This window comes from Ancylobacter sonchi (assembly GCF_018390695.1).
GTDB classification, from domain to species: domain Bacteria; phylum Pseudomonadota; class Alphaproteobacteria; order Rhizobiales; family Xanthobacteraceae; genus Ancylobacter; species Ancylobacter sonchi.
Genome location: NZ_JAHBGF010000016.1, coordinates 425,781 through 440,036 on the forward strand (window position 1 = coordinate 425,781; position 14,256 = coordinate 440,036).

A 14,256-nucleotide genomic window follows, 5' to 3' on the forward strand; every position below is an offset into this window, starting at 1 on the left:
CTGCTCCCGGCGGCTGCCTTGCCGGCAATAACATAACACGTTATATAACTTGTTATATTGATCGGGAGATCGCGCATGGACGACATATTGCGGGCGCTTGGCCATCTGGCGCTCGGCAGCCGGTTGAAGCGGCTCGGCGAGCAGTTGCAGGCCGACACCCAGCATCTGCTCGACGAGCTGGATCCGCTGCTGCCATCCGGCCAGCATCCCTTCCTCGCCGCGCTCGACCGACTGGGTCCGCTTACCGTCGGCGATCTCGCGCAGGCGCTCGGCGTCTCGCAGCCCGGCGTCACCCGCACGGTGGTGCGCCTCGTCGAGCGCGGGCTGGTGGAGACCGGGCCCGGCCCGGACGACCAGCGGCAGAAGATCGTCGCGCTCAGCGCCGCCGGGCGCGAACTCGTCGAGGCGGCGAAGGCGGAACTCTGGCCGCGCATCGACGCCGCCGTCGCCGAGCTCTGCGCCGGCCTCGACGGCCCGCTGCTCGCCCAGCTCGCGGCGATCGAGGACCGGCTGGCCGCCGCGCCGCTGCATCGCCGCGCCCGCAGCAAGGAGAGAGCCCGTTGACCGCGCATCCGCTCGATCGCCCGGTCTGGGCGGCGCTGACCAGCCGGCATGCCCCGCTTGCCGAAGGCGGCCCGCTGGCGAAGCGCTTTCCCGCCGACATCCTGCCCTTTGCCGCGCTGCGCGACGACAGCCCGGAGGCCGGCCATGCGCTGATGGCAATGCTCGCTCCCGGCGCCAGCGTGGTGCTCGCCGAGGCGGAGGCGGTGAGGCTGCCGGCCGGGCTGTCGCCGGCCTCGGTTGCCGAGGCCGTGCAGATGGTCGCCGATATGCCCGCCCTGGCGCGTTTCCTGCCGGCGGAAGACGGGGCGGGCCTCGTGCCGCTCGGCCCGTCCGACGCCGCCGAGATGCTGGAGCTGGCGACGCTCACCCGGCCCGGTCCGTTCAGCGTGAAGGCGCTGAGCGTCGGCCGGTTCTGGGGCGTCCGTCTCGAGGGCAGGCTGGCGGCGATGGCCGGCGAGCGGCTGCGGCAGCCCGGCTTCACCGAACTGAGCGGCGTGTGCACACATCCAGATTTTCGCGGCCGTGGCCTTGCCCGCACCCTGTCGCTGTTCGTCGCCGCCCGGATCGCCGCCACCGGCGACGCCCCCTATCTGCACGCCTATGCCGGCAACGCCGCCATCCGTCTCTACGAATCGATCGGCTTCCGCCTGCGGTGTCCGATGCGGATCGTCACCGTCCGGGCCGGCTGAGGCGCGCGGCGGAACTTTCGCCGGCGCCCGGCCTTGACCTCGATCCTTGACCCCGATCAAGGCGCCGTCCCGCACATAGGCGTGGGATGGCCGGCAGGACAGCAGAGGAGATCCGGCACATGACCCATTCCGACAAGTTTCGCCTTCCGGCCGGGGCGCTCGTCGCGGTGTGCGATGGGCGGCGGGCGCTGTTCCTGCGCAATGAGGGCGACCAGGCCTTCCCCAATCTGCGCACCCGCGAGGTGCATGAGCAGGACAACCCGCCGACCGCCGCCCAGGGCACCGACGCGCCCGGCCGCGTGCACCAGTCCACCGGCACCGCGCGCTCGGCGGTGGAGACCACCGATTTCCACGCGCTCGCCGAGGCCGCCTTCCTGCGCCGTATCGCCGAGCGGCTGGAAGCGCTGCTTGCCGCCGGCGAGGGCACCGCGCTGGTCATGGTCGCCTCGCCGCGCGCGCTCGGCGTGCTGCGCCCGCTCTATGGACGGGCGGTGCAGGAGGCGCTGATCGGCGAGGTCGACCGCGACATGGTGAAGCTGCCGGTCTACGAGATCGAGAAGCACGTCGCCGCGTGATTGCCGCAGCGGCGAATCCCGCCGGGCGCCCGCAACCGGACGCCCGGCGGCGCGCGTTCCGTGCCCGGCGGGGCGGCTTTCCCACGGTCTTTCCCAGCGTGACTTGATCCGCGTCGGCCGCTCCGCCGTAATGGGGGGAGTCGCCGACCCGTCTGTCGCCCTGCCGGAGGACCGAATGTGAAGACGCTTTCCTTCTTCCGCCTGGTGGTCAGCGTCGGCCTGTGCCTGGCGGTGGGCGCCATCGGCTCCCTCGCCACCACGCCGAAGATCCCCACTTGGTACGCCGGTCTCACCAAGCCGGCCTGGACGCCGCCCGACGCGGTGTTCCCGGTGGCGTGGACCACGCTCTATGTGCTGATGGCGGTGGCGCTGTGGCGGCTGTGGCAGCTGCACACGACTTCGCCGGCGCGGCGGCTGGCAGTGGCGCTGTTCTTCCTGCAACTGGCGCTCAACGCGCTGTGGTCGCCGATGTTCTTCGGGCTGGAGGCGCCGGGGGCGGCGCTGGCGGTCATCATCCTGCTGGTCGGCGCGGTCGCCGCCACCATCTGGGCCTCAGCCCGCATCGACACCATCGCGGCGTGGCTGCTGGCGCCCTATCTCCTGTGGCTCGGCTATGCGACGGCGCTGAACGCTGCCATTGTGGCGATGAACTGAGCGGGCGCCCTCTTCGGCGTCCCGCCGCAGCGGAGGCCAGACGAGGCCACTTATGGACATTCTCTTCATCGCCAAGTTCGTGGTGCTGCCGATCGCCCTCGGGGCGGTGGCGGTGGTGCTGATCCTCGGCCTCGCCAACATGGTGCGCGGCGGCTCGCCGCTGCGCTCGCAGAAGCTGATGCAGTGGCGCGTGCTGCTGCAGGCGGTGGCGCTGTGCTTCGTGCTCGCCACCATCATCCTGATGCACCGGGGCTGAGGCGCCGCCATGGTCGTGCTCAACCGCATCTACACCCGCACCGGCGACGACGGCACCACCGCGCTCGGCTCCGGCGAACGCCGGCCCAAGCACGATCTGCGCGTCGCCGCCTATGGCACGGTGGACGAGACCAACGCGGTGATCGGCGTCGCCCGGCTGCATCTGGCTGATCATCCCGACATGGACGCGATGCTGGCCCGCATCCAGAACGACCTGTTCGACCTCGGCGCCGATCTCTGCACCCCCGATGACGGCGTCGACCGGGGGTGGGAACCGCTGCGCATCGTCGCCGCGCAGGTCGACCGGCTGGAGCGCGACATCGACGTGCTGAATGCCGGGCTGAAGCCGCTGCGCTCCTTCGTGCTGCCGGCCGGCACGCCGGCGGCGGCGCATCTGCACGTCGCCCGCACCGTGTGCCGGCGCGCCGAGCGGATGATGGTCGAGTTGGCCGGCCGCGAGGGAGAGATCGTCTCGCCGGCGGCGATCAAATATGCCAACCGCCTGTCCGACCTCTTGTTCGTCATGAGCCGGGTCGCCAATGCGGGCGCCGGCGGCGATGTGCTGTGGGTGCCGGCGGCGGGGCGGGACTGATTTCGGGGGGCCTCGATGCGCACGCCGCCGCGCCTGTTCGGCGCCAGCTACAGCGTCTATGTGCGCATCGCCCGGCTGGTATTGGCCGAGAAGGGCGTCGCCTGCGAACAGGTTCCGGTCGACATCTTCGCTCCGGAAGGCCCGCCGCCCGATTATCGGGAGCGCCACCCGTTCGGCCGCATCCCGGCCTTCGAGCATGACGGCTTCCGCCTGTACGAGACCGGCGCCATCACCCGCTATGTCGACGAGGCCTTCGCCGGGCCGGCGCTGCAACCCGTCGCTCCCCGGGCACGGGCGCGGATGAACCAGCTGATCGGCATCGCCGACGCCTATGCCTATCCGGCGCTGGTCTGGGGCGTCTATGTCGAGCGGGTGGAGAAGCCGGAGCGCGACATGCCCGTCAACGAGGCGGCCATCGCGGCGGCGCTGCCACCGGCCCGAATTTGCCTCGCGGCGATGGCGGAGCTGATGGGCGAGGGGCCGTGGCTCGCCGGCGCCACGCTGTCGCTGGCCGACCTGCACGTGGCGCCGATGATCGACTATTTCCTCAAGACCCCGGAAGGCGCGGCGATGCTCGGCGGCTTTCCCGGCCTTTCCGACTGGTGGGCCCGCCTCGCCGCGCGGCCTTCGCTGGCCCTCGCCGGAATCGACTAGCGCATCGGCGTCAGCACTGTGGCGCCCGCCGGCGCGACGCGGCATTCTGCGTCGGCGGAGCGCCGGTGCCCGCGCCCCGAATCGCTAGAACCGCAGGCCATCGCCCACCATGCTGCTGCCGATCAACGACGACAACCCGCTGGAAGGCATCACCCACGCCTATGTCACCTGGGCGCTGATCGCGGTGAACGTCGTCATCTTCGTGCTGGTGCAGCACGGCTACCGGCCGGAGATCGACGTCGCCACCGTGTTCGGCTACGGCGCCATCCCGGCGGTGGTGCACCACGCGGCGGTGCTGCCGGCCGAATATGAGCGGCTGCCGGCCGAGCTGACGCTGATCTCCTACATGTTCCTGCATGGCGGCTGGCTGCATCTCGCCGGCAACATGGCCTTCCTCTGGGTGTTCGGCGACAATGTCGAGGACGCGCTCGGCCATGCCCGCTATTTCGTCTTCTATCTCGCCTGCGGCGTCGCCGGCGGCCTCGCCCACTCCTTCGCGGTGCCGGAATCGGCCTCGCCGTTGGTCGGGGCCTCGGCGGCGATCTCCGGGCTGGTCGGCGCCTATCTCATGCTGCACCCCAATGTGCGCATCTGGGTGCTGATGTTCATGCGCATCCCGATCCGGGTGCCGGCGATCTGGCCGCTCGGCGCCTGGATCGCCTTCCAGATGTGGAACGCCCTGCGCGCCGGCGAGGCCGACACCGCCTGGTGGGCGCATGTCGGCGGCCTCGTCACCGGCGCGGTGCTGGTGGTGTTCCTGCGCCGGTCCGGCGTGCCGCTCTGGGTGACGACACGCGACGGCACCCCGGACGGGCATCCGCCGATCTGAGCTGCCGCGATCTGATCCGAGGCGGTGCGGGCCGTCCGCCGCCCCGCCGGCCGGGGTCGGACAGGGCTTGCGCCGTCTTTTGGAAATTTCAGAATTCCATAAGCGGCAAAAGGATTCGCGCGGGTTCCCTTTCGTCGAATCGTTACGTTGACAGGCCGTGGGGCTGTCCATAGTTTCCGCGGCGCCTCGCGGGGTCGCGCCTGTCGCGCGCGGCGCCATTCCTGGAGTTCGAGACTGCCGACCCGCCGATGCGGGCGGCGGGAGATCCGGCCGATGAAGATCCTCGTGCCCGTCAAGCGGGTGGTCGACTACAACGTGAAGATTCGCGTCAAGCCGGATGGCTCCGGCGTCGAGCTCGCCAACATCAAGATGGCGATGAACCCCTTCGACGAGATCGCGGTGGAAGAGGCGCTCCGCCTGAAGGAAGCCGGCAAGGCGACCGAGGTGATCGCGGTGTCGGTCGGTCCGGCCAAGACCGAGGAGACCATCCGCACGGCGCTGGCCATGGGCGCGGATCGCGGCATCTGGGTGAAGACCGAGGACGCCTCGGTGGAGCCGCTCGCCGTCGCCAAGCTGCTCAAGGCCATCGTGGCGCAGGAAGCTCCCGGCCTCGTCATCCTCGGCAAGCAGGCCATCGACGACGATTCGAACCAGACCGGCCAGATGCTGGCGGCGCTGCTCTCCTGGCCGCAGGCGACCTTCGCCTCCAAGGTGACCGTCGACGGCGAGACCGCCACGGTGATCCGCGAGATCGACGGCGGCCTGCAGACGCTTGAGCTCGCGCTGCCGGCGATCCTCACCACCGATCTGCGCCTCAACGAGCCGCGCTACGCGTCGCTGCCCAACATCATGAAGGCGAAGAAGAAGCCGATCGCCGAGACCACCCCGGCCGATCTCGGCGTCGACATCGCCCCCAAGCTCGAAGTGCTCAAGACCGTCGAGCCCGGCGGGCGCTCGGCCGGCATCAAGGTCGCCTCGGTGGCCGAGCTGGTCGACAAGCTGAAGAACGAGGCGGGAGTGATCTGACATGGCGACCCTGCTGTTTGCCGAACATGACGACGCGCATCTGAACCCGGTCACCGCCCGCGCGCTGACCGCCGCCCTGGCGCTCGGCGCGCCGGTCACCGTCGCGGTGGTGGGCGCGAACGCCCGCCCCGCCGCCGAGGCCGCCGCGAAGCTCGAGGGCGTCGCCGAGGTGCTGCTGGTCGACGCCCCCGCCTATGCGCATCGCCTGGCCGAGCCGGTCGCCGCGCTCGGCGTGGCGCTGGCCGCCGAATATGACGCGCTGGTCGCCCCCTCCACCGCCGTGTGGAAGAGCGTCCTGCCGCGCATCGCGGCGCTGATCGACGTGATGCAGGTCTCCGACGTCACCGCGGTGGTGTCGCCCGACACGTTCGAGCGGCCGATCTATGCCGGCAACGCCATCCAGACCGTCCGCGTCACGACGGCGAAGAAGGTGCTGACCATCCGCACCGCCGGCTTCGCCGCCGCGGTCGAAGGCGGCTCGGCGCCGATCCGCGAGGCCAGTCCGGACGCATCGGCCGCCGGCGAGGCGAAGGGCGCGACCTTCGTGTCGGAGGCGATCGCGCAGATGGCGCGTCCCGAGCTCACCGCGGCGCGGGTCATCGTTTCCGGCGGCCGGGCGCTCGGCTCGGCGGAGAACTTCCACAGCGTCGTCGAGCCGCTGGCCGATGTGCTGGGTGCCGCCGTCGGTGCCTCGCGCGCGGCGGTCGATGCCGGCTACGCACCGAATGACTGGCAGGTCGGCCAGACCGGCAAGGTGGTGGCGCCCGAGCTCTATGTCGCGCTCGGCATCTCCGGCGCGATCCAGCATCTCGCCGGCATGAAGGACTCGAAGGTCATCGTCGCGGTGAACAAGGACGAGGAGGCGCCGATCTTCCAGGTCGCCGATTACGGCCTGGTCGGCGACCTCTTCCAGATCGTGCCGGAACTGACGGCGGAAATTGCCAAGGTAAAGTCAAACAGCTGAGGCAAAAGGTCGGGAGCGGGATATAGTGGGTATCCCGCCCCACATGGACTGCGGCGGCAACGGGCGAAGGTGATGGGTTTCGAGATCAAGCGCGTCGGCATCATCGGTGCCGGACAGATGGGCAATGGCATCGCGCATGTGTGCGCGCTCGCCGGCTACGACGTCATCCTCAACGATCTCGTGGCTGACCGCATCAAGTCCGGCCTCGCCACCATCAACGGCAATATGACCCGCCAGGTGTCGAAGGGGCTGTATTCCGACGCCGAGAAGCAGGCGGCGCTCGCCCGCATCGGCGGCTCGGACAATATGGGCGACCTCGGCGATGTCGACCTCGTCATCGAGGCGGCGGTCGAGAAGGAGGAGATCAAGCGCAAGATCTTCGCCGCCGTCTGCCCCTATCTGAAGCCGGAGGCGATCCTCGCCACCAACACCTCGTCGATCTCGATCACCCGGCTGGCGGCCACCACCGACCGGCCGGAGCGCTTCATCGGCATCCACTTCATGAATCCGGTGCCGATCATGCAGCTCGTCGAGCTGGTGCGCGGCATCGCCACCGAGGACGAGACGTTCGAGCTGTCGAAGGGGTTCGTCACCCGGCTCAACAAGACCTATGCGGTGTCGGAGGATTTCCCGGCCTTCATGGTCAACCGCATCCTGCTGCCGATGATCAACGAGGCGATCTACACCCTCTATGAGGGCGTGGGCTCGGTCGACGCCATCGACACCGCCATGCGGCTCGGCGCCAACCACCCGATGGGGCCGCTGCAACTCGCCGATTTCATCGGCCTCGATACCTGCCTGTCGATCATGCAGGTGCTGCATGAGGGGCTGGCCGATTCGAAGTACCGGCCCTGCCCGCTGCTGGTGAAGTATGTCGAGGCCGGCTGGCTCGGCCGCAAGACCCAGCGCGGCTTCTACGATTATCGCGGCGAGAAGCCGATTCCGACCCGCTGACGCGCTCTTGATGCCGTCCTGACGCTTTCGCCCTCCCGGTTCAGCCGGGAGGCGGACGCGTTCCGTGGCAGAACAGCTCGGCGCAGGCCCGCGCGAGCTCACGGCGGCGGTCGTCGCTTGCCTCCATGCGCCCGAACTGCTCGAGCAGCCCCACCAGCAGGCGGGCGATGAGTTCGGCCGGCAGGTCGCCGCGGAACAGGCGGTCGGCCTGTTCGCGGGCGATGTTGTCCGCCACCCAGTGCACCAGCCGCGCCTTGGTGATGGTGCAGCCCGGCGGCTGGAAGAAGCCGATCTCGGTCAGCTCGCGGTCCTCGGCCATCAGGTCGAGAAACCGCCGGAAGCTCAGCGCCACCCGGTCGGTGAACTCGGCATGCGGGATCGAGGGGTCGAGCAGGTTGCCGAGCGTCGTCTGCTGCAGCCGCTGGCGAAACGCCTCCACCCGGTCCTCATAGGCGGCCTCCTTGCTGGCGAAGTAGAGATAGAAGGTCGGCTGGGTGACGCCGGCCTCGCGTACGATGTCGGCGACCCGCGTCGCCTCGTAGCCCTCGCGCGCGAACACCCGGGTCGCCGCGCGACGCAGCCGCTCGCGGGTGCGCTCGCCCTTGGTGGTTTCGGCCGGAACCGGCGCCGACATCCTCTTCGCTCCCGGGTGGATATGCGCAATGTGCATGGCTTCGCGACGGCCTGCCCGCCGATCATACTCGACGATAATATTACTCGCCAGTATGTTTTCGAGGCACGCCACAGGAGAAGTCCATGACCGTCCCCGTCGTCGCCATGTTCCTCGTCAAGCCGGGTTCGGAGAGCCTTGTCGAAGGCCTGTTCCGCGGTGTCATCGCCGCCACCCATGCCGAGGAGGGCTGCATCGCCTATCAGCTCAACCGTGATCTGGAAGAGCCGCGCCGCTTCGTCTGGACCGAGGAATGGGCGAACCGCGAGCTGCTGGACAAACACCTGGCGGCGCCGCACATCGTCGAGCTGTTCGCCAAGCTGCCCGAGCATATCGAGACGTCGGCGGTCATTGCGCTGCGGCCGCTCGCCGGCGGCGCCGCGACGACGGCCTGAGGCGGTTTCCCCGAATCGGTCCTGCCCCCGAATTCGGTGTGTCCGCGGATCCGTCGGATACGCAGATGCCATCGTCGGGCGGGCGCTGACGCCGTACCGGCGCCCCGCTTCGTCTGGTGCGGCGTCAATCCCGTCCGGCTTGGGGGGAAGGGCATCACCGGGCGCCGGGACGCGTCTTGTCGCGTCCGGCGCCCGGCATATTCTCTGCGACCCCTCGCGTCCCACGGTTGCGGCGACGGGGCCAGGGCCGGACACAGGTTCCGACCGGTCTCCCGGCCGGTCCGGCCGGTCGGGAGGCGTATAGGTCGCGCCGGTCCGCCGTCAGGCGGCGGCCAGCTCCAGATGCACGCCGCGGCGGAGCGAATTGCCCACCGCCGAGGTCGTGAAGGCCTTAGCGATCAGTTCCTGATTGTCGACGTCGCGCGGTAGCGCGCTCACCTGGGCGGTGAGACGGGCGCCGGTCGCCATGGGTGGCTCGCCATCGAAGTCCACCTCCACGCTCACCGACACCTCGGTGAGGATCACTCCCATCGCGTGGGCCGTGAGGTGAAGATCGTTGCAGAAACAGCCGCCGATGGCGAGCGCCAGCAGCTGGTTGCCGTTGAAGCCGAGGCCCGCACCTCCGGCCACCCCCTCCGCCCGGTCTACCGTCACCGTATGGCCGCCGACCCATCCGGTCGCGGCCTGGGTGCCCGGCACGCTCCTCAGCTCGACATGCGTCGTCGCCATGGTCGCCTCCCGGTTCGCACCTTCCGTCCGCCGGTAATCCCCGGCTAGCCGAAGGCCCGACATGCTCCTCCGGTCCGGCCGATCCCGCAAGCCCCTTTCCGGCGCGCCGTTGCGGCGGTAGCCGGTGGCCTCAATTGCCCCAGCGGCCGGGGGCATAGAAGCTCTCGGCCCGGTCACGTTCATTCATGGTGAAGTGGTGGTCGGCCGGCGGGTGGGCGCGCTGCTCGCAGTCGAGGCGCGGGCAGATGCGGCAGCCGACGCCGATCGGCACCGTCTGGCTGGGATCGGCGAGGTCGATGCCATCGGCATAGACCAGGCTGCCGGCATGGGCGATGTGGCAGCCGAGCCCGATCGACAGGTGCCGGCGCGGCGCCTGGTAGCCATAGCCGCCGCGCGCATAGGAGCGGGCGATGCAGAAATAGCGCTGGCCCTCCGGCATCTGGCTGATCTGCACGTTGATCCGCTCGGGATGCAGGAAGGCGGAATAGACGTTCCAGCGCGGGCAGGCGCCGGAATGGCGAGAGATGCGGATGCCGGAGAGCGAGAAGCGCTTGGATATGTTGCCGGCTATATCGGTGCGGATCAGGTGCAGCGGCACCCCCATCTGGCCCGGCCGCTGCAGCGTCGTCATGCGCTGGCACACCTGCTCGAAGCTGGCGCGGAACCGGCGCTGGATGCGCTCAATGTCGTAGCGCGTCTCGCGGCAGGCCTTGAGGAACGGCTCATAGGGCATGATTAGTGCGCCGGCAAAGTAAGAGGCCAGCGCGTTGCGTGCCACCACCGGCGCATCGGCCGGCAGGTCGCTCTCGTCGACCAGCCGGTCGATCTCCGCCCCGGCGGCGAACAGGCCGATCTGGTGCGCCACCGCGAAGGCGGCGGAGGCCGGCTCCAGCACCTCGGCGGTCAGCACCTCGCGCCGCTCCGGGTCGTAGCGCCGGGCGATGCCGGCCGGCAGGTTGGCGGTGCGCCAGTTCAGCCCGAACACGTTGAACAGGTAGTTGCGCAGCCCGTAGTCGAGCGAATCCGGCTCGGCGTCGACATCGGCGCGCACCCGCTCGGCCGCCGCCTCCAGCGTCGGGAAGTGGTTGGCATTGGCCTGGATGAAGTCGGAGACCGCGTCGGTCGCCGGATGCCCGCCGGTCATCTGTCCGGGGGGAGGTCCGCCCGGCTCGGGGGAGCCGGCGCTGCCGGCCCGCGCGCCGCGCAGCGCGCGATACTGGTCGTAGAGCCGCACCACCGCCCGGCCGATCGCCGGGTTGGAATTGGCGAGGTCGCGCACATCCTGGTTGGTCAGGCTGGAATCGGCGAACACCTCGTCGCCGAACAGCTCCATCAGGTCGCCGATCAGCCGCGTCTCGTCATTCTCCACCAGCTCGCCGGGCTCGATGCCGAAAAAGCCGGCCAGCTTCAAGAGCAGCGGCACGGTGATGCGCCGGCGGTTGTGCTCGATCAGGTTGAGATAGCTGGCGGAAATGGCGAGCGCGCTCGCCAGCTCCGCCTGCGAGACGCCGCGCTGGCGCCTCAGCCGCTGGATGCGCCCGCCGACCTGGGGATCGTCCGTCGCCATCGCTTTGCTCGCTTTACAATCCGCGTGGAAGAACTTTACAGCACTTTTCAGCTTAACACCATGATTTTCTTATATATCTTGCTTTGAGGTGTCGAGTGGTCAAATCTTTACATCAGCCAAACACGGAGCGCGACCATGTCGACCCACACTCACCGCACCCGCAGCCATCGTAACGAGAGCGACGAGTTCATCACCATCATCGGTCAGGACGCCGAGGAAGTGAGCCGCGTCTACGCCAAGGACGGCCTGGCGGCGAAGGGCTTCTCGATCCTGCATCGCATGGGCCGCCACAGCTTCCGCCTGCCGGAAGGCTCGCCGCTCGCCGCGCATCTCGGCCCCGAGCCTATGGTGGCCGCCACCTATATGCGCCGGGCCGGCAGCTGAGGCACCGGCGCGGCAGAGCGCGAAATACCGGGCGGTCCGCTTAAACGGCGCCGCCGAGCTCCAGCGGTACGGCCGATGTCCGTGCCGCCGCGCCGCCCGGTCGATCCGCGTCCTGCCTTCGCTCATCGACATCTGTAAAAGCTTTACCGAGGACATCATGCTCGACACTGCCCGCCCCAGTGGCGACCGCCAGTCGCCGAACCCGCCCTTCGCCGCGCCGCACTGGGCGCCCGATCGCTGGAACGGCATCTCCCGTACCTTCACCCCGGCCGATGTCGAGAAGCTCGCGGGCTCGCTCCGCATCGAGCACACCCTCGCCCAGCACGGCGCCCGCAAGCTGTGGGAGCTGCTGCACGACCGCGACTTCCTGCCCACCTTCGGCGCCTATACCGGCAACCAGGCGGTGCAGCAGGTGAAGGGCGGGCTGGAGGCGATCTACCTCTCCGGCTGGCAGGTCGCCGCCGACGGTAATTCGTCGGGCGACATGTATCCCGACCAGAGCCTTTACCCGGTCGACAGCGTCCCGGCGGTGGTCCGCCGCATCAACAAGGCGCTGCTGCGCGCCGACCAGATCCAGACGCTGGAGCGCTGCGAGGGCAAGTCGGAGGCGAAGACCGACTATGTCGTGCCGATCATCGCCGATGCCGAGGCCGGCTTCGGCGGCCAGCTCAACGCCTATGAGCTGACCAAGGCGCTGATCGAGGCCGGCGCGGCGGCGGTGCACTTCGAGGACCAGCTGGCCTCGGAGAAGAAGTGCGGCCATCTCGGCGGCAAGGTCCTGGTGCCCACCCGCACCTTCATCCGCACGCTGAACGCCGCCCGTCTCGCCGCCGACGTGCTCGGCGTGCCCACGGTGATCATGGCGCGCACCGATGCCGAGGCTGCCCGGCTCATCACCTCGGACATCGACGAGACCGACGCGCCCTTCATCACCGGCGAGCGCACGGCGGAAGGCTTCTACCGGCTGAAGGGCGGCTTCGAGGCCGGCATCGCCCGCGCGGTGGCCTATGCTCCCTATGCCGACCTGTTGTGGTGCGAGACCTCGACGCCGAGCCTCGACGATGCCCGCCGCTTCGCCGAGGGGGTGCACAAGGTCCATCCCGGCAAGATGCTGGCCTATAATTGCTCGCCCTCGTTCAACTGGGCGAAATACATGGACCGGGCGGCGATGAAGCGCTTCCAGGCCGAGCTCGGGGCGATGGGCTACAAGTACCAGTTCATCACGCTGGCCGGCTTCCACTCGGTGAGCTTCACCACCTTCGACCTCGCCCGCCGCTACAAGCAGGACGGCATGGCCGCCTATTCCGAGCTGCAGGAGGCGGAGTTCGCCGCCGAGGCGCAGGGCTTCACCGCCACGCGCCACCAGCGCGAGGTCGGCACCTCCTATTTCGACGCCATCGCCACCGCGCTGACCAACGGCATGAGCGCCACCACGGCGATGCAGGACTCGACCGAGACGGCGCAGTTCTGAGGCGATCCCTTTGGGGAGGCGGCCGGCTTCCGAGACGACCGTCTCACTTGCCCTCTCCGGCAACCCGCCGGAGAGGGTTTTTCATGTCCGGGCCGCTCTCCTCGGCCGTCGCGCGGCAAGTACGGCCGGGCGTGGGTGAAGGCGAGGGCGTGGCGCGGGAGTGCCGCTCCCGCCGCTAGACCCGCCGCCCGAACAGCATCTTCGCCGGCCGGCCGTCGATCGCCGCTAGCCCGAGCGCGATCAGCGCGAAGCCGGCGATCTCGCGCGCCTCCAGCGCTTCGCCCAGCACCAGCGCCCCGAGCAGGATCGCGCTTACCGGCACCAGGAAGGTCACCAGCGAGATATTGGTGGCGCCGTTGCGGCCGAGGATGCGGAAATAGATGACGAAGGCGATGCCGGTCGATAGCGCACCGAGGCCGATCAGCGCGCCGATCACATGCGGCGAGGGTACCGGCAGGCGCCAGGGCTGCTCGAACAGCGCCGCCACCGGCACCAGCAGCACGGTGGCGCAGATCAGCTGCATCATGGCGACGCCGAGCGGCGGCAGGCCGCGAAACCGCCGGCCATAGACGGCGGCGAAACCGTAGGACACCGTCGCGCCGATGGCGGCGAGCTGCGCCGGCAGCTCATGGCCGCCGAGCCGGCCGAGCAGCGCCGGCCCCATCATCACCGCCACGCCGGCAAAGCCGACCGCCACGCCGATCAGCCGGCCGGCGGTCAGCTTCTCGTCGCGGGTGAACGCCTGCGCCACCAGCACGGTGAACAAAGGCGTCGCGGCGTTGAGGATGGAGGAGAGCCCGCTGGGCAGGTGCTGCTGCGACCAGGCGATCAGGCTGAACGGGATCACCGTCGACAGCAGGGCGATGACGACGAACTGGCTGAGCAGCCGGCGGTCGAGCGGCAGCTGGATGCCGTTCAGCCGGGCGATCAGCGCCACCACGATGGCGCCGATGGCGACGCGGGTCAGCACCATGGTCAGCGGCGGGATCTCGGCGATGGCGATCTTGCCGAAGAAGAACGAGCCGCCCCAGATCACCGAGAGCAGCACCAGCAGCCCCCAGTCCACCGGTCCCATCGGCACGACGTCGGAGGAGGACGGGCCGGGGCGGACGGTCGGGCGGGGCATGGAACTCTCCGGGCAGGCGATGCGGCGGGGTCGTCACGTGCAGAGGTGGACGGTCGCAACCGGGCCGATGGCGGGAGATACCAGCCGGCCGCCGGCGGCGCCACCCGTTTCGGGTGACGACCGTCACGCCGTCCATGGCCTAACCGTCGGTTGGAGAA

Annotated in this window: 18 protein-coding genes; 14 read left to right on the top strand and 4 right to left on the bottom strand. The window is 69.5% G+C overall.

What is annotated here, in order from left to right; genetic code table 11:
- Positions 1–75 precede the first annotated feature (75 nt).
- The 11 genes from KHC28_RS09335 to KHC28_RS09385 all read left to right on the top strand — a co-directional run bounded on the left by KHC28_RS09335 (position 76) and on the right by KHC28_RS09385 (position 7,756).
- Positions 76–564 carry a MarR family winged helix-turn-helix transcriptional regulator gene (locus KHC28_RS09335; RefSeq protein WP_214008042.1) on the top strand — a complete coding sequence of 163 codons (489 nt, stop codon included), beginning with the start codon at positions 76–78 and terminating at the stop codon, positions 562–564.
- A complete protein-coding gene (locus KHC28_RS09340; RefSeq protein ID WP_214008043.1) occupies positions 561–1,253 on the top strand; it encodes a GNAT family N-acetyltransferase in 693 nt (230 codons plus the stop codon). The genes KHC28_RS09335 and KHC28_RS09340 overlap by 4 nt, the downstream gene beginning before the upstream one ends.
- Before the next feature lie 119 nt (positions 1,254–1,372).
- Entirely contained in the window at positions 1,373–1,828 is a 456-nt protein-coding gene (locus KHC28_RS09345) for a baeRF12 domain-containing protein (protein WP_214008044.1), read from the top strand.
- Positions 1,829–2,005: 177 nt separating this feature from the next.
- Positions 2,006–2,482: a TspO/MBR family protein gene (locus tag KHC28_RS09350; protein ID WP_214008045.1), complete on the top strand. Its 477-nt coding sequence runs from the start codon at positions 2,006–2,008 to the stop codon at positions 2,480–2,482.
- A 52-nt stretch (positions 2,483–2,534) separates the two neighbouring features.
- Positions 2,535–2,738 (top strand): twin transmembrane helix small protein, encoded by a 204-nt coding sequence (locus KHC28_RS09355; RefSeq protein ID WP_214008046.1) that lies wholly within the window; start codon positions 2,535–2,537, stop codon positions 2,736–2,738.
- 9 nt (positions 2,739–2,747) lie between these two features.
- The gene (locus tag KHC28_RS09360; protein WP_214008047.1) at positions 2,748–3,329 is read left to right on the top strand and encodes a cob(I)yrinic acid a,c-diamide adenosyltransferase; all 582 of its coding nucleotides are present in this window, start codon (positions 2,748–2,750) and stop codon (positions 3,327–3,329) included.
- Positions 3,330–3,344: 15 nt separating this feature from the next.
- Positions 3,345–3,983, top strand: coding sequence for a glutathione S-transferase family protein (locus tag KHC28_RS09365; protein WP_214008048.1), 639 nt, complete (start codon positions 3,345–3,347; stop codon positions 3,981–3,983).
- A gap of 109 nt (positions 3,984–4,092) precedes the next feature.
- Positions 4,093–4,812: a rhomboid family intramembrane serine protease gene (locus KHC28_RS09370; RefSeq protein ID WP_214008049.1), complete on the top strand. Its 720-nt coding sequence runs from the start codon at positions 4,093–4,095 to the stop codon at positions 4,810–4,812.
- Positions 4,813–5,085: 273 nt separating this feature from the next.
- The gene (locus tag KHC28_RS09375) at positions 5,086–5,838 is read left to right on the top strand and encodes an electron transfer flavoprotein subunit beta/FixA family protein (RefSeq protein WP_214008050.1); all 753 of its coding nucleotides are present in this window, start codon (positions 5,086–5,088) and stop codon (positions 5,836–5,838) included.
- Between the two features lies 1 nt (position 5,839).
- A complete protein-coding gene (locus KHC28_RS09380) occupies positions 5,840–6,802 on the top strand; it encodes an electron transfer flavoprotein subunit alpha/FixB family protein (protein ID WP_214008051.1) in 963 nt (320 codons plus the stop codon).
- A gap of 72 nt (positions 6,803–6,874) precedes the next feature.
- On the top strand, positions 6,875–7,756 hold the full coding sequence (locus KHC28_RS09385; RefSeq protein ID WP_214008052.1) for a 3-hydroxybutyryl-CoA dehydrogenase: 882 nt from the start codon (positions 6,875–6,877) through the stop codon (positions 7,754–7,756).
- Between the two features lie 40 nt (positions 7,757–7,796).
- Here KHC28_RS09385 and KHC28_RS09390 read toward each other — a convergent pair whose 3' ends face one another.
- Positions 7,797–8,390, bottom strand: coding sequence for a TetR/AcrR family transcriptional regulator (locus KHC28_RS09390; protein ID WP_214008053.1), 594 nt, complete (start codon positions 8,388–8,390; stop codon positions 7,797–7,799).
- Positions 8,391–8,512: 122 nt separating this feature from the next.
- Here KHC28_RS09390 and KHC28_RS09395 point away from each other — a divergent pair, with 122 nt between their 5' ends.
- A complete protein-coding gene (locus KHC28_RS09395; protein ID WP_214008054.1) occupies positions 8,513–8,821 on the top strand; it encodes a putative quinol monooxygenase in 309 nt (102 codons plus the stop codon).
- Between the two features lie 321 nt (positions 8,822–9,142).
- Here KHC28_RS09395 and KHC28_RS09400 read toward each other — a convergent pair whose 3' ends face one another.
- Positions 9,143–9,550, bottom strand: a complete 408-nt coding sequence (locus tag KHC28_RS09400; protein ID WP_214008055.1) for an OsmC family protein — start codon at positions 9,548–9,550, stop codon at positions 9,143–9,145.
- Between the two features lie 130 nt (positions 9,551–9,680).
- Positions 9,681–11,117 carry a helix-turn-helix domain-containing protein gene (locus KHC28_RS09405; protein WP_214008056.1) on the bottom strand — a complete coding sequence of 479 codons (1,437 nt, stop codon included), beginning with the start codon at positions 11,115–11,117 and terminating at the stop codon, positions 9,681–9,683.
- Between the two features lie 135 nt (positions 11,118–11,252).
- On the opposite strand from KHC28_RS09405, the gene KHC28_RS09410 reads away from it, so the two are divergent.
- Both KHC28_RS09410 and aceA read left to right on the top strand, forming a co-directional pair.
- Positions 11,253–11,501 (top strand): hypothetical protein, encoded by a 249-nt coding sequence (locus KHC28_RS09410; protein WP_214008057.1) that lies wholly within the window; start codon positions 11,253–11,255, stop codon positions 11,499–11,501.
- Between the two features lie 157 nt (positions 11,502–11,658).
- Positions 11,659–12,972 carry an isocitrate lyase gene (gene aceA / locus KHC28_RS09415; protein ID WP_214008058.1) on the top strand — a complete coding sequence of 438 codons (1,314 nt, stop codon included), beginning with the start codon at positions 11,659–11,661 and terminating at the stop codon, positions 12,970–12,972.
- 175 nt (positions 12,973–13,147) lie between these two features.
- Here the strand turns inward: aceA and KHC28_RS09420 are convergent, their stop codons facing one another.
- Entirely contained in the window at positions 13,148–14,098 is a 951-nt protein-coding gene (locus KHC28_RS09420; RefSeq protein WP_246564536.1) for a DMT family transporter, read from the bottom strand.
- Between the last annotated feature and the right edge of the window lie 158 nt (positions 14,099–14,256).

Excerpts from the sequence above, each read along its gene's own strand:
- KHC28_RS09335 (WP_214008042.1), top strand. The coding sequence starts at position 76 with ATGGACGACATATTGCGGGCGCTTGGCCATCTGGCGCTCGGCAGCCGG.
- KHC28_RS09345 (WP_214008044.1), top strand. The coding sequence starts at position 1,373 with ATGACCCATTCCGACAAGTTTCGCCTTCCGGCCGGGGCGCTCGTCGCG.
- KHC28_RS09355 (WP_214008046.1), top strand. The coding sequence starts at position 2,535 with ATGGACATTCTCTTCATCGCCAAGTTCGTGGTGCTGCCGATCGCCCTC.
- KHC28_RS09360 (WP_214008047.1), top strand. The coding sequence starts at position 2,748 with ATGGTCGTGCTCAACCGCATCTACACCCGCACCGGCGACGACGGCACC.
- KHC28_RS09365 (WP_214008048.1), top strand. The coding sequence starts at position 3,345 with ATGCGCACGCCGCCGCGCCTGTTCGGCGCCAGCTACAGCGTCTATGTG.
- KHC28_RS09370 (WP_214008049.1), top strand. The coding sequence starts at position 4,093 with ATGCTGCTGCCGATCAACGACGACAACCCGCTGGAAGGCATCACCCAC.
- KHC28_RS09375 (WP_214008050.1), top strand. The coding sequence starts at position 5,086 with ATGAAGATCCTCGTGCCCGTCAAGCGGGTGGTCGACTACAACGTGAAG.
- KHC28_RS09380 (WP_214008051.1), top strand. The coding sequence starts at position 5,840 with ATGGCGACCCTGCTGTTTGCCGAACATGACGACGCGCATCTGAACCCG.
- KHC28_RS09385 (WP_214008052.1), top strand. The coding sequence starts at position 6,875 with ATGGGTTTCGAGATCAAGCGCGTCGGCATCATCGGTGCCGGACAGATG.
- KHC28_RS09390 (WP_214008053.1), bottom strand. The coding sequence starts at position 8,390 with ATGTCGGCGCCGGTTCCGGCCGAAACCACCAAGGGCGAGCGCACCCGC.
- KHC28_RS09395 (WP_214008054.1), top strand. The coding sequence starts at position 8,513 with ATGACCGTCCCCGTCGTCGCCATGTTCCTCGTCAAGCCGGGTTCGGAG.
- KHC28_RS09400 (WP_214008055.1), bottom strand. The coding sequence starts at position 9,550 with ATGGCGACGACGCATGTCGAGCTGAGGAGCGTGCCGGGCACCCAGGCC.
- KHC28_RS09405 (WP_214008056.1), bottom strand. The coding sequence starts at position 11,117 with ATGGCGACGGACGATCCCCAGGTCGGCGGGCGCATCCAGCGGCTGAGG.
- KHC28_RS09410 (WP_214008057.1), top strand. The coding sequence starts at position 11,253 with ATGTCGACCCACACTCACCGCACCCGCAGCCATCGTAACGAGAGCGAC.
- aceA (WP_214008058.1), top strand. The coding sequence starts at position 11,659 with ATGCTCGACACTGCCCGCCCCAGTGGCGACCGCCAGTCGCCGAACCCG.
- KHC28_RS09420 (WP_246564536.1), bottom strand. The coding sequence starts at position 14,098 with ATGCCCCGCCCGACCGTCCGCCCCGGCCCGTCCTCCTCCGACGTCGTG.